The sequence below is a fragment of the Spirosoma agri genome (assembly GCF_010747415.1).
Lineage (GTDB): Bacteria > Bacteroidota > Bacteroidia > Cytophagales > Spirosomataceae > Spirosoma > Spirosoma agri.
In genome coordinates this window covers 1,559,990-1,579,568 of the sequence record NZ_JAAGNZ010000001.1, presented here as the reverse complement: position 1 = coordinate 1,579,568, position 19,579 = coordinate 1,559,990, and the positions used below count along the sequence as shown (strand labels likewise).

14 protein-coding genes are annotated in these 19,579 nt (G+C 50.0%); 11 read left to right on the top strand and 3 right to left on the bottom strand.

The window, feature by feature from the left end; translation table 11 throughout:
• Positions 1–44 precede the first annotated feature (44 nt).
• Complete coding sequence (locus GK091_RS06515) at positions 45–1,133, bottom strand: DegT/DnrJ/EryC1/StrS family aminotransferase (RefSeq protein WP_164035786.1); 1,089 nt, start codon at positions 1,131–1,133, stop codon at positions 45–47.
• Positions 1,130–1,537: a sugar 3,4-ketoisomerase gene (locus tag GK091_RS06510; RefSeq protein ID WP_164035785.1), complete on the bottom strand. Its 408-nt coding sequence runs from the start codon at positions 1,535–1,537 to the stop codon at positions 1,130–1,132. Before GK091_RS06510 ends, GK091_RS06515 begins: the two co-directional genes overlap by 4 nt.
• A 192-nt stretch (positions 1,538–1,729) precedes the next feature.
• On the opposite strand from GK091_RS06510, the gene GK091_RS06505 reads away from it, so the two are divergent.
• The 10 genes from GK091_RS06505 to GK091_RS06460 all read left to right on the top strand — a co-directional run bounded on the left by GK091_RS06505 (position 1,730) and on the right by GK091_RS06460 (position 14,178).
• On the top strand, positions 1,730–2,362 hold the full coding sequence (locus tag GK091_RS06505; RefSeq protein WP_164035784.1) for a DUF1684 domain-containing protein: 633 nt from the start codon (positions 1,730–1,732) through the stop codon (positions 2,360–2,362).
• Between the two features lie 128 nt (positions 2,363–2,490).
• Positions 2,491–4,920, top strand: coding sequence for a phenylalanine--tRNA ligase subunit beta (gene pheT / locus GK091_RS06500; RefSeq protein WP_164035783.1), 2,430 nt, complete (start codon positions 2,491–2,493; stop codon positions 4,918–4,920).
• A gap of 75 nt (positions 4,921–4,995) precedes the next feature.
• Positions 4,996–5,334: a hypothetical protein gene (locus tag GK091_RS06495; protein ID WP_164035782.1), complete on the top strand. Its 339-nt coding sequence runs from the start codon at positions 4,996–4,998 to the stop codon at positions 5,332–5,334.
• 47 nt (positions 5,335–5,381) lie between these two features.
• Entirely contained in the window at positions 5,382–5,669 is a 288-nt protein-coding gene (locus GK091_RS06490; protein WP_164035781.1) for a cell division protein ZapA, read from the top strand.
• 103 nt (positions 5,670–5,772) lie between these two features.
• Complete coding sequence (gene rny / locus GK091_RS06485) at positions 5,773–7,383, top strand: ribonuclease Y (protein ID WP_164035780.1); 1,611 nt, start codon at positions 5,773–5,775, stop codon at positions 7,381–7,383.
• 196 nt (positions 7,384–7,579) lie between these two features.
• On the top strand, positions 7,580–8,233 hold the full coding sequence (locus GK091_RS06480; protein ID WP_164035779.1) for a DUF4230 domain-containing protein: 654 nt from the start codon (positions 7,580–7,582) through the stop codon (positions 8,231–8,233).
• A 62-nt stretch (positions 8,234–8,295) separates the two neighbouring features.
• Entirely contained in the window at positions 8,296–10,323 is a 2,028-nt protein-coding gene (locus GK091_RS06475; protein WP_164035778.1) for a M1 family aminopeptidase, read from the top strand.
• A 15-nt stretch (positions 10,324–10,338) separates the two neighbouring features.
• On the top strand, positions 10,339–10,797 hold the full coding sequence (locus GK091_RS06470; protein WP_164035777.1) for a VOC family protein: 459 nt from the start codon (positions 10,339–10,341) through the stop codon (positions 10,795–10,797).
• A gap of 416 nt (positions 10,798–11,213) precedes the next feature.
• Entirely contained in the window at positions 11,214–12,818 is a 1,605-nt protein-coding gene (locus tag GK091_RS06465; RefSeq protein WP_164035776.1) for a sensor histidine kinase, read from the top strand.
• Positions 12,819–12,966: 148 nt separating this feature from the next.
• Positions 12,967–14,178, top strand: coding sequence for a glycosyltransferase family 1 protein (locus GK091_RS06460; protein WP_164035775.1), 1,212 nt, complete (start codon positions 12,967–12,969; stop codon positions 14,176–14,178).
• Positions 14,179–14,226: 48 nt separating this feature from the next.
• Here GK091_RS06460 and GK091_RS06455 read toward each other — a convergent pair whose 3' ends face one another.
• A complete protein-coding gene (locus tag GK091_RS06455) occupies positions 14,227–15,921 on the bottom strand; it encodes an NFACT RNA binding domain-containing protein (RefSeq protein ID WP_164035774.1) in 1,695 nt (564 codons plus the stop codon).
• Between the two features lie 312 nt (positions 15,922–16,233).
• On the opposite strand from GK091_RS06455, the gene GK091_RS06450 reads away from it, so the two are divergent.
• A complete protein-coding gene (locus GK091_RS06450) occupies positions 16,234–19,524 on the top strand; it encodes a SusC/RagA family TonB-linked outer membrane protein (protein ID WP_164035773.1) in 3,291 nt (1,096 codons plus the stop codon).
• Positions 19,525–19,579: the final 55 nt, after the last annotated feature.

The following is a 19,579-nucleotide window of genomic DNA, read 5'->3' as shown; positions in this document are numbered from 1 at the left end:
CTTTGGTAATGAGCCATTTATCGACAAACGTCGGCTTCGCTCACTCAGGTGAATTGGTTTATGGTATCAATTATATAGTTCACCTCGTCATTCGTCAGCGTTGGGTTAAGCGGCAGACTGATCACATCACGGTGAAGCTGTTCGGAGATGGGTAATACGCATTGTGCGTGTTCGCTGTAAGCCAGTTGTTTATGGGGCGGAACGGGATAATGCACGTCGGTTCCGATACCGCGTTCATGAAGGAAAGCCCGGAACTGGTCGCGCCGGGCGTGCCGAACGACAAACAGATGCCAGACATCCTGATCCATCTGATCGGTCGGCGGTAGCATCACATCAGGATTCGTGATCCCGTCCAGATACAGTCGGGCCAACCCTTTTCTTCGTTCGTTTTCAGTAGTCAGAGAGGGCAGCTTTGCCGACAGAATAGCCGCCTGCAATTCATCCAGACGACTGTTGTGGCCAATATAGTCATTTACGTATTTCTGCACCGAACCGTAATTTCGCAACGCCCTCAATCGGCTGGCCAGTTCGTCGTCATTGGTTGTGATGGCCCCGGCATCGCCCAAAGCACCCAGATTTTTGCTCGGGTAGAAGCTCCAGCCAGCCGCATCACCGAGATTTCCGGCTTGTTTTCCCTTGTAAAGAGCACCGTGCGCCTGAGCCGCATCTTCCAGAATGACCAGCCCGTAGCGCGTGGCCAGTTCACAAATGGGGTCCATGTCGCAGCACCGACCGTATAAATGAACGGGCAAAATGGCTTTGGTTCGGGGAGTGATAGCCGCTTCGATACGGGCCGGGTCAATCAGGTAAGTACACGGATCGGGTTCAACCCAAACCGGCGTAAGGTTAGCCAGCGTAACGCTCAGCACGGATGCAATATACGCATTCGACGGTACGATCACTTCGGCATTGGTCTCAAACCCCCAGGCTTTCAAAACAAGTGTCAAGGCATCAAGCCCATTGGCAACACCAACACAATGACGGGTACCACAGAAAGTGGCAAATTGATTCTCGAAGTTTTCGACTTCACTGCCCAGAATGTACCAGCCCGACTGCAAAACCCGCTCACTAGCCTTACGTATGCGGTCCAGATGCGGTTGGTTGATCTGCTTTAAATCCAGAAAAGGGATCATTCGGAATCAGCTAGCACCGATTCATCGCTCCGTCGGTTATTCGGATAGGGTTCGTAAATGTAATCTTCTTTGTCGTATAACTCGTTGGATACGACAAGCAGGATCGCATCTTCCGAGAATTCATACATCGTGTGCCAGTCTTCAGGTTCCAGCACCAGGCACTTCTTCGGATCATCCAATAAATAAGTAGTCTCTGCATACCCATTGTGGTTATAAACATGACAACTACCATTTAGACAAATAAGCGCATTCCAAGCCTTATGATGCCGGTGACCAGCGCGTGGGTTCTGCCCGGCTCCGTAGATATAAAAGACCCGCTGGATTGTGCCCGGAATCACTTTTTCGAATACAGTAAGGCTTCCGTTATCTGAATTAAATGTTTGAAGCTCGTGAAGTTTAGCCATTGATTAAACTGACAACATCGATCAATTAGAGGGTCAATTCCTCCAAAGATATTAAAACCGGCTTAAAAACTAATTTAAGTAATTACCGCAATTTAAGCGCAGTGCTATCTATATATCACACCAAAGTCAGTTTTTGCGATTTTTGCGCATCGCTTTAGCACATTTCAGCTAAAATTTCGGACGTTTGTAAGTATGTTAACGAATAAATATTTACTGACTGGCCTCGCTCTCATTGTCCTGATTGTTATGTATTTCAGCTTTTTCGATGATAAATCGTCTGGCTCGTCAGGATTGGATGCAACGGTCAAACCCGAAGCGTATAGTCAGCAACTAGAGCAAGATCGCAAAAAAAAGGATCAGTTGTTCAAAACTGGTGCTGATTCACCCATTACCGATAAGACGACATTCAAGGGATTATCGTATTTCCCTGCTGACCCGACCTATCGACTCACGGCCCGTCTTGAGCCCTTTGCGGACAAAACGCAGAAACTCGTCGTGCGAATGAGTGACGGCTCAGAAGAGGTGTACGATAAGTTTGCGCACGCTGTGTTCAACCTCAATGGTGAAACGTGCAAGCTACTCATTGTCAAAGTACAAGATACGTATTCTATACTTTTCCGCGACGCCACGTCCGGTAAAGACACGTATGGTGGCGGTCGTTACCTGGAGATTTCCCCTGCACAACTAACAGATTCACAAGTCTTACTGGATTTCAATGCCGCATACAATCCGTATTGCGTCTATAATCCAACCTTCGCCTGTCCATTACCACCCGCCGAAAATAAGCTTCCGATCAGCATAAAAGCGGGTGAACGTTACCATTAAGTCCTGCGAAACGTACGGAAACGGAGACTACCGGTAGCGACCAGAGCATTGGTAAATTGTTCACTACTCTCCCCTCCCCTTCTTCTCATTTCTCCTTACCTTTGCACCATTTACTGCATTGGCATCGTATGGAGATTTCCTATAAATGGTTACGAGAGTACATTGATTTACCCGAATTACCCGAAGAAGTAGGCAAAATACTGACCGGAACCGGTCTTGAAGTTGAAGGAGTCGAGAAAATTGACGCCATACCCGGCGGTCTGGAAGGGGTGGTGCTGGGCGAAGTACTGACCTGCATCCCTCACCCCGACGCCGACAAATTGAGCCTGACAACGGTAGATGTCGGTGGCGCACAGCCACTGTCTATTGTCTGCGGAGCTCCGAACGTTGCCGCTGGTCAGCGGGTGGTAGTAGCCACGGTGGGGGCAACCCTGCATCCGGCAGCTGGTGAGCCATTCCAGATTAAGAAAGCTAAAATCCGTGGAGCTGCGTCGGAAGGTATGATCTGCGCCGAAGACGAAATTGGCCTGGGCACTTCGCACGCCGGAATCATGATCTTGAGTACTGACCTGCCCAACGGAACACCGGCCGCCCGTTATTTCAACCTCGAAGCTGATTACCAGATCGCTATCGGTCTGACACCAAACCGTATCGATGCGGCCTCTCATTTCGGTACAGCCCGCGATCTGAAAGCTGTACTAAACCGTCCGTTGACGATGCCGTCAGTCGATGCCTTTGCGGTCAGCAACCAAGACCGTACGCTTGTAGTACAGGTGGATGACCTGGCAGCCTGCCCGCGCTACACCGGACTAACGATCACGGGCCTGACCGTTTCAGAATCGCCCGACTGGTTGAAACAGCGACTTTTGAGCATTGGCCTTAACCCGATCAACAACATTGTTGACATCACCAACTTCGTTTGCCATGATCTGGGACAGCCGCTTCACGCCTTCGATGCCGATAAGATTACCGGCAATCAGGTCGTTGTGAAAACACTGCCGGAAGGTACTCCGTTTGTTACGCTCGATGGTGTTGAGCGCAAACTGAGCGCGACCGACCTGATGATCTGTGACGCTGAAAAGCCGATGTGCATTGCCGGTGTGTTTGGCGGGCAAAATTCGGGAGTGAGTGCCCAAACGACCAGCATCTTTCTGGAGTCGGCGTATTTCGCACCCACGTCCGTTCGAAAAACGGCGCAGCATCATGGGTTGAAAACCGACGCATCATTCCGATTCGAGCGGGGTACAGATCCTGACATGCCCATTTTTGCGCTGAAACGGGCCGCTCTGCTGATTCAGGAAGTAGGCGGTGGTGTGGTCAGCTCCGAGATAACGGATTTGTACCCGGCACCGATTCAGCCATTCCGGGTGCTGGTCCGCTACCGGAACATAGATCGCCTGATCGGTATACAGATCGACCGGACGGAAATTCACCGTATTCTGAACGCACTCGACATTCAGGCAGATGAGATGAGCGCCGACAGTTTTGTTGCGGTCGTTCCTCCTTATCGGGTGGACGTCACCCGCGAAGCCGACGTTATCGAAGAGATACTGCGTATCTACGGACTCGATAACGTGCCATTATCGGTCAATCTTGCCGCCGACTCGCTGTCTGAATTTCCCAAAACCGATCCCAATCAGTGGCAAAGCCGCGTGGGTCAGTTGCTGGCGGCCAATGGATTTTACGAAATTCTGACCTTATCGCTTACCCGGCCAGCTTATAATGACGCGATCCGGTCTACGTTGACGGGTTCGGATGTAACACTGTTAAATCCGCTGAGCGACGAATTATCGGTGATGCGACAAACGCTGCTCTTTTCGGCGCTCGAAACGCTGGTCTATAACCTCAATCGCCGGCAGAAAGACCTCCGGACGTTTGAGTTTGGCAAGGTTTATTCCCGGACGCAAAGTGAAGAAGGGGTAAGTAAATACGCCGAACGAATGCGGCTAAGTCTGGCTCTGGTTGGTAATCAGGAATCGGAAAGCTGGTTGCAGAAGGGTCAATCCGTCGTTTATCACGATATGGCAACGGCGGTGCAGCGCGTACTGAACTTGTTCCGGGTCAAACAGATTGATACCCAACCCGCTGACCCAGCTTTATTCCAGTATGGCTTAACTTATTTAGTCAACAAAAAGCCGCTGGTGAGCCTGGGGCTTGTCCATCCGAAACTAACAAAACTGGTCGATCTGAAACAACCCGTTTTTTATGCTGATTTTGACTGGAGCGCGTTGCTCAAGTTAGCCAACAGTAAAGCGAAGTATGAAGAAGTGCCACGTTTTCCAGAAGTACGGCGTGACTTGTCACTCGTGATCGATAAAGGTGTTACCTTCGAACAGATCAGCCGAATGGCCCACCAGACAGAGCGGAAACTGCTCCGTTCGATAAATGTCTTTGACGTGTACGAAGGCGATAATCTCGGCGCGGGTAAAAAATCGTATTCCGTGAGCTTTACGCTGCAAGATCCGACTCAGACCCTGACCGATGCTGCCATCGAAAAAACGATGCAACGGCTTATGGCGGGTTTCGAGCGGGATTTAGGGGCCGTTATTCGTAAATAATCTGTGCGTGCGCGGCTGGTGGTTTTCAGGTGATTACCGACTCATTTACGCAGGCACATCATCACTCAGAAAAACGTGATCAGTGAGCATCAAATCGTGGCCTTGGTTGAGCAACTCGAGCGTAAAGTCGTGTTGTTGAAAGGTGTATGTGACGATGCAAAAAGGCGGATAGCTCAACTGGAAAGCACCAATAACGACCTAAATGAGAGCCTGAAAAAAGAACAAACGGCCACAAAAGAGTTACAGAAAAAATTAGATAATTCAGAGAAAAAGGTACTAAAGTCAAAAGACTTTGGTATTATTGTAAGTACCAATCTGTCACAGACAGATACGAATGCCGAATTAAAAAAACAACTCGACGAGTATATCCGGGAACTAGAACGGTGTATAGCTCACTTGAGTAGTTTGTCATAAACCCAAATTGGCTCCGGGCTTTTGCCTATTCTGAGCCGACCGCTGCGATGGAAGAACTGTCTATTCGCGTAAAAATTGCCGACCGATACTACAGACTCTTCGTGGAGTCGGAGTCGGAAGCAATCGTGCGCGAAGCCGCTAAAATGCTTCAGGATGAACTGAAGCATTATCGAGAGCTGGGCATTAGTGATACGCAGGATGCTCTGGCGCGGATAGCTTTCGATTGCCTCATTACCAAGCTCAGAGGAGAACGACAAGTGCAACGATTACAACAAATGGTGTTTGACAAAATAACTCAGTTAGATCAGGTCGTCACGCCGGCCATAACAACATAAAAACGGCGGGTCACCCACCCCACAATGCTCCGGGCATACACAGGGCACTCGTATCAGGGCAGGTTGAATGGTTTATTTGTTCACCCCAAACGATATAAGTACAATGGATATCCCACTTTGGTTAGCCGTCTTTGCCGCCCTGGCGGGTGGAGGGATTGGGCTACTGATTGGCCGCCGGACAATGGCGGGCGATCATGCCAAACGCGAACAGGAAGCTGAAGAAAAAGCAGCGTCTATAGTGAAAAATGCTGAATTGCAGGCCGAGACCATTAAGAAAGACCGGATGCTGGAGGCAAAAGAAAAGTACCTGAAGTTAAAAACCGAATTTGAAGAGACAACGAATCAAAAACGAAATCTACTCCTTCAGAACGAAACTAAACTCAAACAGCGCGAGCAACAGCTCAACCAGCAGGCCGACCAGCAACGAAACCGGGAGAATGAGCTGAATCAGCAACGGAACGAACTCGGTCAGCAGAAAAACAGCCTGACGCAGCAAGTCGATGCGCTCAATAAACGTCGGGAAGACGTTGACCGGCGTCAGCAGGAGGCCGATCGTATGTTGGCGGATCAGGTCGCTCAGCTTGAAAAAATAGCCGGTCTCTCTGCCGACCAGGCGCGGGAGCAGCTTATCGACAATCTGAAAGCCGAAGCCGAAACCCGAGCTTCGTCCTTTATCAAGAACATTGTTGAAGAAGCAAAATTGACTGCAACCAAAGAAGCGAAAAAGGTTGTCATCGAGACCATTCAGCGGACGGCTACCGAGCATGCCATTGAAAACTGCGTGTCGGTGTTCAACATCGAATCTGACGATGTGAAAGGCAAAGTTATTGGTCGCGAAGGTCGCAACATTCGTGCGCTGGAAGCAGCAACCGGCGTCGAGATCATTGTCGACGACACGCCCGAAGCCATCATTATTTCCGGTTTCGATCCGGTTCGACGCGAAATCGCCCGGCTATCGTTGCACCGGCTTGTACAGGACGGTCGTATTCACCCGGCCCGCATTGAAGAAATCGTTGCCAAGACCCGCAAGAACATCGAAGATGAAATCGTGGAAATTGGTGAGCGTACGGTCATCGATCTTGGTATTCACGGCCTCCACCCCGAACTGATCAAGATGATCGGTCGGATGCGTTTCCGCTCCAGCTACGGCCAGAACCTGCTCCAGCACTCCCGCGAAGTAGCCAAGCTCTGCGCGACGATGGCCGCTGAACTGGGCCTGAACGCCAAGCTGGCAAAACGTGCTGGTTTACTCCACGACATTGGTAAAGTATGGCCCGAAGAGGCCGAACTACCCCATGCTATTCTGGGCATGGAATTAGCCAAGAAATACAAAGAGAATCCCGAAGTCATCAACGCCATTGGTGCCCACCATGACGAAATCGAGATGACCAGCATGATCTCGCCAATCGTACAGGTCTGTGATGCCGTTTCCGGTTCGCGGCCAGGTGCCCGTCGGGAGATGATGGAATCGTATATCAAACGGCTTAAAGAACTGGAAGAACTGGCGGGTAATTTCCCCGGCGTAACCAAATGCTACGCGATTCAGGCGGGTCGTGAATTACGTATCATGGTGGATGCCGACCACGTTTCCGATGAGCGGGCCGGTGTTCTGTCCTATGAGATTTCGCAGAAAATCGAGAAAGAGATGCAGTACCCCGGCCAGATCAAAGTAACGGTTATTCGGGAAATGCGGGCAGTCGCCTACGCCAAATAGCTATACGGCGTGAATTCTATAGATAAGAAAGGGTCAGTGATGGCCCTTTTTTTGTTGTCAACAAAGCCGCACAAAATCTGTTTCTTTGCCAATCCATGACCCACACACCACTTCAGCCTACGTTGCCAACGCTGGTCAGATGGTCATTGAACAGCGTCGAACGGAAGCGGCCAAACCATAACCTGACTTTGCCCTGATGGATTTTTTCACAACTGCGTTATTACTGCTTGTCGGTGCCGGGGGCGGTGTTGCCTTCGCCAATGTGCTCCGTAAACGATCCGGTCAAACGGACGCTCGACGTGAATCGACACTGTTGCTCGAACGCATCGAGAAAGTGTTCAAAGTTGTTATGGCCGAAGGGTATTTCTCCGAAATTTATAATTACCAGGATCAGAAGAAAATTCTCTACGTCCTCAACGATCCGAAAAAGGCAATGATCATTGCCAAGTCCAAGGTGTTGGTAGGCTTCGACTTTGCTAAGGTTCGCTTCAGAACCGATGAAAACGGTGCCAAAATACTGGCAATCGAATCGTTTCCGGAACCGGAGGTACTGTCCATCGATACAGACTATAAATTTTACGACATCCAGGCTGGTTACCTCAACCACTTCCATAGCGAAGACTATACGAAAATTCTGGACGACGCCAAGCAGGCGATGAACGAACGGGCCCTTCAGAGCGACTTGCCTAAAATTGCCAATAACCAGATCCAGTACATGATGTATCAGCTAGCCGGCTCAATGGGCTGGCAGCTTCAGCTACCCGACGCCGAGCAACGTCAGCTCGACGCATTGAAAGCGCAAACTGAACGGGAGTTGGATAGTACAAAACGGCTTCCGCCTGGTCAATAACTTTCCGCGTACTTCACCGTTTTTCTGGTATCACCCGTCCCGTCGACAAGCGTGATTCATGTATGCGCTCACTTTACATTCTTTTTCTGTTGCTGCCCGTCATCGCGAAGGCGCAGCTCGATGCAGCCTCCGACGGTGGCGCAGCCTGTCAGTTGAGTAAGGTTCGCTACGCAGATCGGCTGGCTGCCAGTCCCAAAGCTCGAATCGCTTACGCTGGTGATCCAACCATAGACGTCACGTACTACGGCCTGGATCTTTCACTAACGCATACCCCCAACTACCTGCGTGGCGCAGCAACCATTACCCTGAAAAGTACGACGACCATCAGTAGTTTCTTTCTCGATCTGAACTCCACGACCGCTACGACTGGTGAGGGACTACGGGTTGATTCGGTGAAAGCGGGCGCTCAGAAACTATCGTTTCAGCATGCACAAAATCAGTTGACGATCAATCCGGCTCAGACGCTAACCACAGGCCAGGCAATTACGTTGACGGTCTATTACCAGGGAATTCCCAATAGTCGTAATCAGGGCTCGTTTGTCTTTGGTAAACATGAAATAACCAATGATCCGGTGATCTGGAGTCTAAGTGAACCCTACGGTGCCCCCGACTGGTTCCCCTGCAAAGACTCCCCCGGCGATAAAGCCGATTCGTCGGCTGTCAGTGTTACAGCACCAACCCAGTTTGTTTCCGTTTCAAACGGGCTGCTTACGCGCACCATCGATAATCCCAACGGCACCCGGACCTATCACTGGCGTAACAGCTACCCAATTGCGCAGTACCTGATCTCGATCGCATTGACAAACTATATGCGCTACGATACGCCTGTATCACTCACAACGGGCGGGGTCGCCCTAGACGGGGTCAACCTGCCTATAATGCACTACATTTATCCGGAGACACTGGCACGAGTCAAAGGTTCGCTGGATCAGACTCCGGCTATACTTCAATTGTTGACCGATCGATTCGGGCCTTATCCCTTCTTACGAGAAAAATACGGCCATGCGCAAATCGGGGTAAATACGGGTGGCATGGAGCACCAGACAATCTCATCAATGGAGGAACGGGCGCTTACGCCATCGGTGATTGCCCACGAATTAACCCACCAATGGTTTGGCGATAAAATTACCTGTCGGGAGTGGCAGCATATATGGCTCAATGAGGGGTTTGCCTCCTACGCTGAAGCAATCTATGCCGAATCGGTCGATGGTCAGGCGGGTTACCAAACGGCCATAGCAGATTTTATGACCCCCGCCCGGCTCGCCGTCGGCTCGGTCTACGTTCAGAATATCACGAATACAGCCAACATTTTCAGTTACAATCGGACGTATGCAAAGGGCGCTACGGTTCTGCACATGCTTCGGGGAATCGTTGGCGACGAGACCTTTTTCGCTATTCTACGCACGTACGCGGCCTCGCCCACGGTTGCTTATAAATCAGCGGTGACGGACGATTTTCAGGCTATTGCCGAGCAAGTGTCCGGACGAAAGTTAGATTACTTCTTCCAGCAGTGGATCTATGGCCAGGGGTATCCTGTCTACAAAGCAACGGCATCACCCATCAACGGTGCCAAGACGGTAGCGATTCGACTTGAGCAACAGAATGCGATCACGACTGCTACCAATCCGGCTTCGTTTACGATGCCTGTTCAACTACAGATACAATCGGCTGCGGGTGATACGATAGTAACTGTTTTCAATGATCAGGCAAATCAAACCTTTGTTGTGCCCACCAAAGGAACCGTAACGGGCGTGTTGGTCGACCCGAACAATTTACTGCTAAAAACGGTGGAAAGCGTTATACTATCGCCCATCACTGCACTCAGCGAACCGGCAGCAACTACCCTTCGCGTGTATCCGAACCCGACCGCTGAAACATTGACCGTCGATTTTTCAACCCGGTTGGCAGGACCGATTTCGCTACGCCTGACCAATGCGCTCGGGCAACAGGTCCGACTACTGACGGAGTCAATTCTCCGGGCTGGGGATTACACCCGAACGCTCTCCATCCACGGTCTCGCTGCCGGACGCTACATCCTCACTGTTGACGAACAAAACGGGCAAACGAATCGGGTAGTTTTGATCCGTTAACCTCTTTGGTTGAGTATGAAAGATCAATTCAGTTTAGTTTTGCTGGTCTGTTGTGCACTAACGTCCGGCACACTTTTCGCGCAGGATAAGCTTGGCATTGTCCGGCATAATCACCTGGCTATTCACGTGCAAGACGTAGCCAAAAGTGCGGTCTTCTACCGGGATGTGATGGGCTTGAAACCGATTCCGGTCCCTGATAATCTCAAAGCCATTCGGGCCTGGTTCGACCTTGGCGATGGGCAACAGATTCACTTAATGGATGGACGCACGGCGCAAATTGCGCATGACAAGAATGGCAGCCATTTTGCACTTTTCGTAGCTGACATTGCCAAAGCCGAGCAATACCTGAAGGCTCAGAACATTCCCATGCACCGCCAGGTACGATTCGATGGGGTTGTCCAAATTTATTTTTCTGACCTCGATGGCTATCTTTTCGAGTTGAACGAAAGCCCAAAGTCAACAAAAGCATACTGATACATCACTGAAACGGGCTTCGGAACGCTGTGGTTAATACTGATCTCATCGTCCCGAAGCCTGTTTACCCGTACTGGTTCCAGGTAGCGGCAAGCAACCGAATAGGCCTAATTAAGGCGCATCTGTACTTCTTAATCGGTAGCGTACCCCTTACGTTTCCGGTTTAGCCAATCTTATCTATCTATCCTGACTACGCTATTCTTGTAGCTACTCCTGCCAATTAATTTATACATACGAGCTGATCTGTTTTCACTCTTTTACGAGAAAAGCGGTACAACGAGTCATCCACTTCGTATAAACGTAACGATCGACGGTACACCGTTTTTTTTATCCGTTTATGAAGTTTTTTATACGAAACACAGAATCTTAAAGTTGTACTGATACGTATCTCTGTCCAACAATGTACCGTAACCTTCATGAATTCTTCACCACTGTCGCAGGCAGCCCCGCCTGGCATTGAACTATCTACCGTAGAACAAGCTCTCCTTTGGCAACAGGTTTTAACGTATTCGATCAATGGATTAGTCGGGTTGGTAGCCGTTCGGGAAAATGATTCGCCGGATGGATCAATCATCAATTTTCGCTATCGATTTGCCAATCAGACGGCCTTAAAAGACACCTTATATGGCGACTACGACGGAACAGACGACATCACTGGGCGACTACTGACCGACTTTTTCCCCTCGATCTGTGAAACAAAACTGTGGCACACCTACATTAAGGTCGTAGAATCCGGTGAAGCACAGCGCATTGAACAGAGTTTTAAGATTGACGAACAGGATATTTGGGTAGTCCAGTCAGCAGCCCCATTTGGTCGCGATGGGTTGCTACTCTCGTATACGGAAACCAGCGGTCTACACCAAACCGCCCGTCGGCTTGCCCGGCAGACCATGCTGCTCAATGGCATTCTTAATTCATCACCGAACGCCATTGTCGTGTTCGAAGCGGTTCGAAATACGCAGCAGCAACTTATCAATTTTCAGGTTACGCTCACCAATCGTCGGTTCGACAAGCTGGTTAGTCATCTCGATATGGGGTTTACGGGTTTGTTACTTACGGATATTTATCCGCTCAAGCCGGACCGTATGGACCAGTTGCGGCAACTGCTTCACACCGACGAGATCATACGTCTGGAAGAATTTGTACCCGTTCTTGATCGGTGGTTCGACATCACGTTGAATCACCTGAATGACGGCTTCGTCGCCACCGCGCAGGATATTACGGAGGCCAAGCAAATGCGCCAGCAACTTGAGACTACGGTGCAGGAATTGCATCGTTCCAACCATAATTTAGAGCAGTTTGCCTATGTGGCTTCGCACGATTTGCAGGAGCCATTGCGCAAAATTGTTTCGTTCGGCGATGTGCTGACAGAACAGTTTGCGGCTGAACTGAGCGAATCGGCGTCTGACCTGGTCCGGCGTATGCAGACCTCAGCCGGACGCATGCGGTCGCTGGTGCAAGACTTGCTGGCGTTCTCCCGACTATCGGGCAACGCCGATACCTTCAGCTTGGTAGACCTCAACCAGTTGGTTGCAGCCGTAGCCGACGATCTGGAGCTGATGATCTACGATCGAAAAGCCGAACTCCAGATCGATGCTTTACCAGCCGTGTGGGGCGATGCCTCTCTGCTTCGGCAACTCTTCCAAAACTTACTGAGTAATGCCCTCAAATTTCAGCAACTCAGCGCGACTGGTGTTCTTATTGCCCCCCGCGTTGTGATCAGCGGTCGTGTCGCTACGAATGCCGACCTACCCGACGCGCTGATCGCAGCTGATGTGTCACAGGCTGGCCGTCGTTTCGCGGTTATAACTATTACGGATAATGGTATAGGCTTCGACGAACGCTACCTGGATCGGATTTTTACCATTTTTCAGCGGCTTCATGGCCGGATGAATTATGCCGGCACGGGGATAGGCCTGGCCATTTGCAAGAAAGTTGTGGAGATTCACAACGGGCACATCACCGCAATCAGCCGGGAAGGGAACGGTGCTACATTCTGCGTTTTCCTGCCAATGACGTAGCATGATGGCGGAAACAATGGCCACTCGCTCAATTAATTATTTTGCGGATCAACATTTCATATACGGTCAGGTTTTTTAATTTAGAGGATTACAAGTCCAGTTAATTAATGATTGGACTGATTTATTAACTCTCCCCTGAAAACTGTTTATGAAAATTACGGACTCAACGCCTGATTCAGCCAATGCTGTCAATCTGCCTGGTCGCCCAGCCATGACGGCTGGTGCCAATCACCTTCCTTCGTTTCCAGCCGATGACGTCCATGACCTGATTTGTTTTTCGCACCTTCGATGGAATTTCGTTTACCAGCGGCCCCAGCATCTAATGAACCGGGCAATGAAGAATTACCGCGTCTGGTTTCTGGAAGAACCGATCTGGGATACAGAACTGCGGCTCGACTACTGCAAGCAAGCCGACGGGCTAACAGTGCTGGTACCTCATTTGCCCCACGGCACCAAGCCTGATGAAGCCATTCGTCTGCAACGTCAACTTATCGATGAGTTTATCCAGAAAGAGCACGTTGAATCTTTTATAGCCTGGTACTATACGCCCATGTCCCTGTTGTTCAGCGATCACCTTCAGCCAAGTCTGACCGTTTACGACTGCATGGATGAACTATCGGCCTTCTGGGGAGCACCACCGCAACTGCTGGCGGAGGAAAAGCGGCTTATCGATCGGGCCGACGTGGTATTCACGGGTGGATATAGCCTCTACGAAGCCAAACGGAATCGGCATCCAAAAGTATTTGCGTTCCCAAGCAGCATCGATTTCCCTCACTTTTCGGTAGCTCGCCAGCCCCAACCAGACCCGGCCGATCAACGGGCATTGTCCAATCCACGCATCGGTTTCAGTGGTGTTATCGATGAGCGGTTCGATTATAAACTCCTCGGTGAGCTAGCCACGCGGAGACCTGAGTGGCAGTTTATTTTACTTGGACCGATCGTTAAGATTGATCGGGCGCTATTACCGCAAGGGGCCAATATTCACTACCTGGGGATGAAAGCGTATAAAGATCTGCCCGCTTATTTCAGCAACTGGACGATCGGTATGCTTCCTTTCGCGCTCAATAATTCTACCGAGTTTATTAGCCCAACCAAAACGCCTGAATACCTGGCAGCTGGTTTGCCAGTCGTGTCTACGCCTATCCGCGACGTTGTGCGCACGTATGGTAATGCCGATTTCGTTCAGATTGCCGATTCAGCCGAAGCTTTTGAGGTGGCGATCGAGAAAGCCCTCAATGGCCAACATCCAACCGATTGGGAAGCGATTGACGCGTTTTTAAAGGAAAATTCCTGGAATCATACCTGGAACGAAATGAACCGCCTTATGGTAGCTGCCATGAGCGTTACAATGGAACAATAGTAAATCGGGTCAGTGCGCTTCTGCTTTCAGTTGCGCACTGACCCGTTTTTATTCTCTTGGCACAACCAGTATACTGCTTTCTTTCTCGACGATAACCTGCCCCTCAGCCAGTCCTTTCGGCTTGCGTACAAACTTTTTAGGCGTCACGATCACGGGACACAAACTATCTGTACGACGTTTTGAATTCCAGGCAGCCAGCTCGGCGGCCCTCTTGATTACATTTTTCGGAAATGGCTTACCCGCCTGGTATTTAATGATGACATGCGAGCCCGACACATCGCGGGCGTGAAGCCACAGGTCGTCTTTAAAGGCGTATTTCTGAGTCAGCAGATCGTTATTTTTTGCATTTCGGCCAATCAGTATCTTAAACTTATCGACAATTACTTCCTTAAAGATCGGTGCCGAACTACCCTCACTTGATCCCTGACCTCCCGGCTGGTCCTGTAACAGGCTATGCAGCTTGCTGTACCGACGTAGTGCTTTTAATGTCTGAATAGCCTCCAGATCGATCTTCTGCCGATCGATGGTCGACATTTCCTCCTCGCGAGACTTAATCTGCGCAGTCAGATAATCCTCTTCCAGCTTTTCATTTTTGGCTTTCCGGTAATAATTCTCCGCATTTTTCTGCGGACTTAGATCCGGTTTTAGCCTGATCGTTATCGGTTGATCGCGGTAAAAATCTGTCAGGGTGACTGTTTCGGGCGATTTTGTCCCAGGCCCGGCAGGAATATCGTGTAGATTCGCCATCAGGATATGCCCGATTTCTTCATGGCTGGCTCCTTCTTCCCGATCCATCATCCGCTGAAGGTTCACGTCGATCAGGACTTCAGCCCGTTTTCGCCGTTTCTCCAATAACCGGAGAATATCGCCCTTCTCGCGCTCAAACGTATTCAGGCCGTTATAAGCGATGAAAAAGCGATTGGCCGCTTCAATTGGATCGTCGAACACCCGGTAACGTGACTGGCCAGCCTCATCACCCGTCGGCTGATCGTCCAACGGCAGCAAACTGAGCGTTGGCTTATGATGAAATTGAATCAGATGATAGCGCGGATTCTCGAGCTGGCGTACTATGTCCTGTATCAAGGCCCACTGCTGCTCTCCCCCAGCTACGTTCTGCTTCTGGATATACTCATTAACAACCTTACCAAACGTCGGGAATAATTTTCGGTGGTCGAACCCTGCTCGGACGAACGCATCCCACGATTGGTCGATTGGTCGATCGAGCGCATCGAGAACCAATTGCTGGTCGGTTACCAGTTTCTGGTTGAACAGGTCAATGACGGTATTTTCGCGAAAGGCGAGCAGGTTGGGCCGGTTACCGAAAAACTTGAACAACATCGTGTAGTTATCGTCGAGCAAAATCGCCAGACAGCGCTCGTTCAGAAAAGATCGCACACCCACCACAGCCCGGCCGGGTCGATGGTTGATTGTCGTGTCGCCAGTACCATGTTCCAGTAGAGCAGCTTCCTCATCTGGTATCAGGCTCGTTACTTCATCGAACAGATCGACACTGTTTATTCGGGCCCGTTGGACCGACTCCGGAAACAGTATACCCGAGAAGTCCGGACGCAGCGTTGCTTTGATATAAAACGGCTTATAATAATTCTGTTTTCCCTTCGCCTGTGCAAAAACAAGCACAACTTCATCCCGATCCTGGCTGAAACATTCAACAAATCGGAGCCCGGTCAACTGCATTTCGAGAGCGGGCGCAAGCTGACGAAGAAAGTAGTAATTAGTATGCATATGTAAGCAAAGATAAACCTTAGTAATAGCCTTTGAATGGCTTGTCTTCAATGTTTTCAGAAATTTTTTAAGAAATTTTAAGAAAATACTGATGGCATATTAATCAGCTTGTTAGCCAGTAATTAATTGAAATACAATCGATTGCACAGTTACATTGAGTGATTTTACCTAGATTTTGTACTTCACTAAGACCAATGTGCTGAATTTTATTCGGATTCTACTTTGGAATATGATTAAACAGCTATAATATTTGTATGATTAATTTATCTATAGAATAAGTACAATACCTCAAACCAATTTTTTCACCAACCTATGAAGTCAACACTTTACAGACTTCTGCATACCTCTTTTTTAGGTGCAGTTATGCTGCTGTGGAGCTTGAATGCTTCCGCTCAGGACCGTCGCGTGACTGGTAAGGTCACCGGCGCAGATGGACCAGTTCCGGGTGCCAACGTTGTTCTAAAAGGAACAACTACAGGTACAGCCACCGATGCCAATGGAGAATATGCCCTGAATCTTCGGGGCGCCAGTCCAGTGCTTGTCATTTCGGCTATTGGATTTAAAACGCAGGAAGTAACCGTTGGCAACCGTACGGCAGTAGACGTACTATTGCAGGATGATGCAACCGCTCTGAGCGAAGTCGTTGTAACGGGGTATTCGACTGAGAATCGCCGGGACGTAACAGGAGCGGTATCGACCGTAAAACCAGCCCAGTTGAAAGTTGTGCCTTCGACCAACGTTGAGCAGCAATTACAGGGTCGGGTTGCTGGTCTGACCGTTATCACGAATGGTCAGCCAGGTACGACCAGCCAGGTTCGGGTTCGGGGCTTCGGTTCATTCGGTGGTAACCAGCCTTTGTACGTCGTTGACGGAGTGCCTACGCAGAGCATTCAGTACATCGCACCTGATGACATCGAAACGACAACGGTTCTGAAAGATGCGGCTTCGGCTTCCGTTTATGGAGCACGGGCTGCCTCGGGCGTTATCGTTCTGACAACGAAAAAAGGACAACGTCGGGCTCAGAAACTGAGCATTAGCTACGACGGTTTGTACGGCGCAACGGACCCAGGTCGTGGCCAGAAGATCCTGAATCCACAGGAGCAGGCTGACTGGACTTGGCAGGCACGCAAGAATGACCTGTATCAACTTGGTACAGCCGTTGGACCTGACAGCTTCACCGGTATCGCCAATGGGCAGTATGGCACGGGACAGACACCTGTTCTTCCGGACTACCTGCTGGTCGGAAGCCGGAGTGGCCTGGCAGCATCGGCAGTGGACTTAGCCGCTGAGCAGCTGAAATACAACATCAACCCTGCAAACGGTGCTATCTACAACGTGATTGCGGCCAACAAACAGGGTACAGACTGGTACAAAGAGATTACGCGCGTTGCACCATTGATGCGTCATACGCTGGGCTTTTCGGGTGGTACGGAATCAAGCCGGTATTACCTCAGCTTGGGAATGCAGAATCAGGCCGGTATTATCACCTACAACAATTTTTCTCGTTACACATTCCGGGTCAATACGGAGTTTGATATCACGAAAAAATTACGGTTTGGCGAAAATATCCAGTTAGCGTATGTATCAACAACGGGACTACAGGGTAGCACGGGTAGCACGCTCGGTAACAGCACGAACAACAACTCCAGCGTTGCCGCTGACGAGAATGACATTCTGCTCGCTTTCCGTCAGGCACCGATCGTTCCGGTCTACAACGTGTTTGGTGGCTATGCGGGAACGGCTGCACCTGGCTTCAACAATGCCCGTAACCCAGTGGCCAACCGGATAGGCGCTAAGGATAACCTTAACTACAACCTGTTCGCTTTCGGTAACGCTTATCTGGAATACGATGTTATTCCTGCGTTGACCCTGCGTAGTAGCTTAGGTGGCACTTACTTCAGCAACTACAACAACTCGTACAACCGGGCTCAGTACGAGAACTCGGAGAACAATACGAACTACGTGTATAACGAAGGGGCGAACGTTGGTTTAACCTGGACCTTCACTAACACGGCGCAGTATAAGCAGAAGTTCGGTATTCACGACATTAGCGTATTGGCGGGTATCGAAGCCCTGAACACAGGTAGCGGTCGGGGTATCAACGGCTCGGGTCTGAACCCATTCACGACCGATCCAAACTACGTGACGATCGGTACGACTACGCCTGGTGCTACCCGTAACGTAAACAGTTACTACGGAAAGGGTAATAATTTCTACTCAATATTCGGCCAGGCTCGGTACACTTACAACGACAAGTATATCCTGACGGGTGTTGTTCGTCGTGATGGTTCTTCGCAATTCGGGCCATCTAACCGGTATGGTGTATTCCCCGCCGTTTCGGCAGCGTGGAGACTTTCGTCGGAGGATTTCATGAAAAACCTCTCGTGGGTATCTGACCTGAAAGTTCGTGGTGGTTACGGGCTAATGGGTAACTCCAACTACCTGAGTGCAACGAACCAGCTTACTTTGTACGGCACCAACGCAGCAAATAGCTACGACATTACGGGAGCCAACACGTCTGTACAGTCCGGAAACTACCGCAGTCAGATTGGTAACCCCGATGCGAAATGGGAAACCAGTATCACATCGAACATCGGTATTGACGGCGCGTTTTTCAACAACCGGTTAGAAGTAGTGCTTGACTTCTGGCAGAAGGATACGAAAGATCTGCTGTATCCATTAGCCCTTCCTGGCGTTGTAGGTGTGCGTGCCAATGCGCCTTACGTAAACGTTGCTAGTATGCGTAATAAAGGGATTGACCTGTTGGTTACGACACGCGGTAACGTTACGGGAGAACTGGGTTACGAGGTTACAGCGGTTGGTAGTATCTTGGACAACAAGATCACGGCCATTGCTCCATCCGTACCGTTCTTCACCGCGAATGGACAGCGTTTGAGCACACCCGTTATTCGGAATGAGCCCGGCCATGACCTTTCGTCCTTCTACGGGTACAAAGTTGTTGGCCTATTCGAAAGCAAAGAGCAAGTAGCCGCTGCGGCTACGCAGAGTGGAGCGGCCCCAGGTCGTTTCCGGTATCAGGACACGAACGGCGATAAAGTTATCAATGATGACGACCGTGTGTATCTGGGCAGCCCGATTCCGAAATTCACCGGTAGTGTCACGCTGACGTTGAAGTACAAAGGATTTGACCTGAACACGCAGCTTTATGCGTCGCTTGGCAACAAAATCTTTAACAACTCGAAATGGTATACCGACTTCTACCCATCCTTCCCAGGAGCGGCTGTTAGTGCTCGGGTGAAAGATTCGTGGTTGCCAACGCATACAGACACGAATGTGCCTATTTTCGAGAACACATCGAACTTCAGCACAAACCAGGTGGCTAACTCGTATTACGTAGAAAACGGTTCGTATGGCCGGTTACAGTACCTGACGCTGGGCTACACGTTCCCGCAAGCTCTGTTGGATCGCATCAAGCTAAGTCGGTTACGGCTTTCGGCATCGGCAACTAACTTGTTCACGATCACGAAGTACACCGGTTTAGATCCTGCCGTTGGTGGATCAGCTGACCAGAACTTTGGGATTGACATCGGTAACTACCCAGTTACGCGTGGCTACAACGTTGGTTTGAGCTTTGGTTTCTAAACTGAATAGATAATAAGTAGCGGGTTTACGACTAGATAAACTCGCTACTACTAAC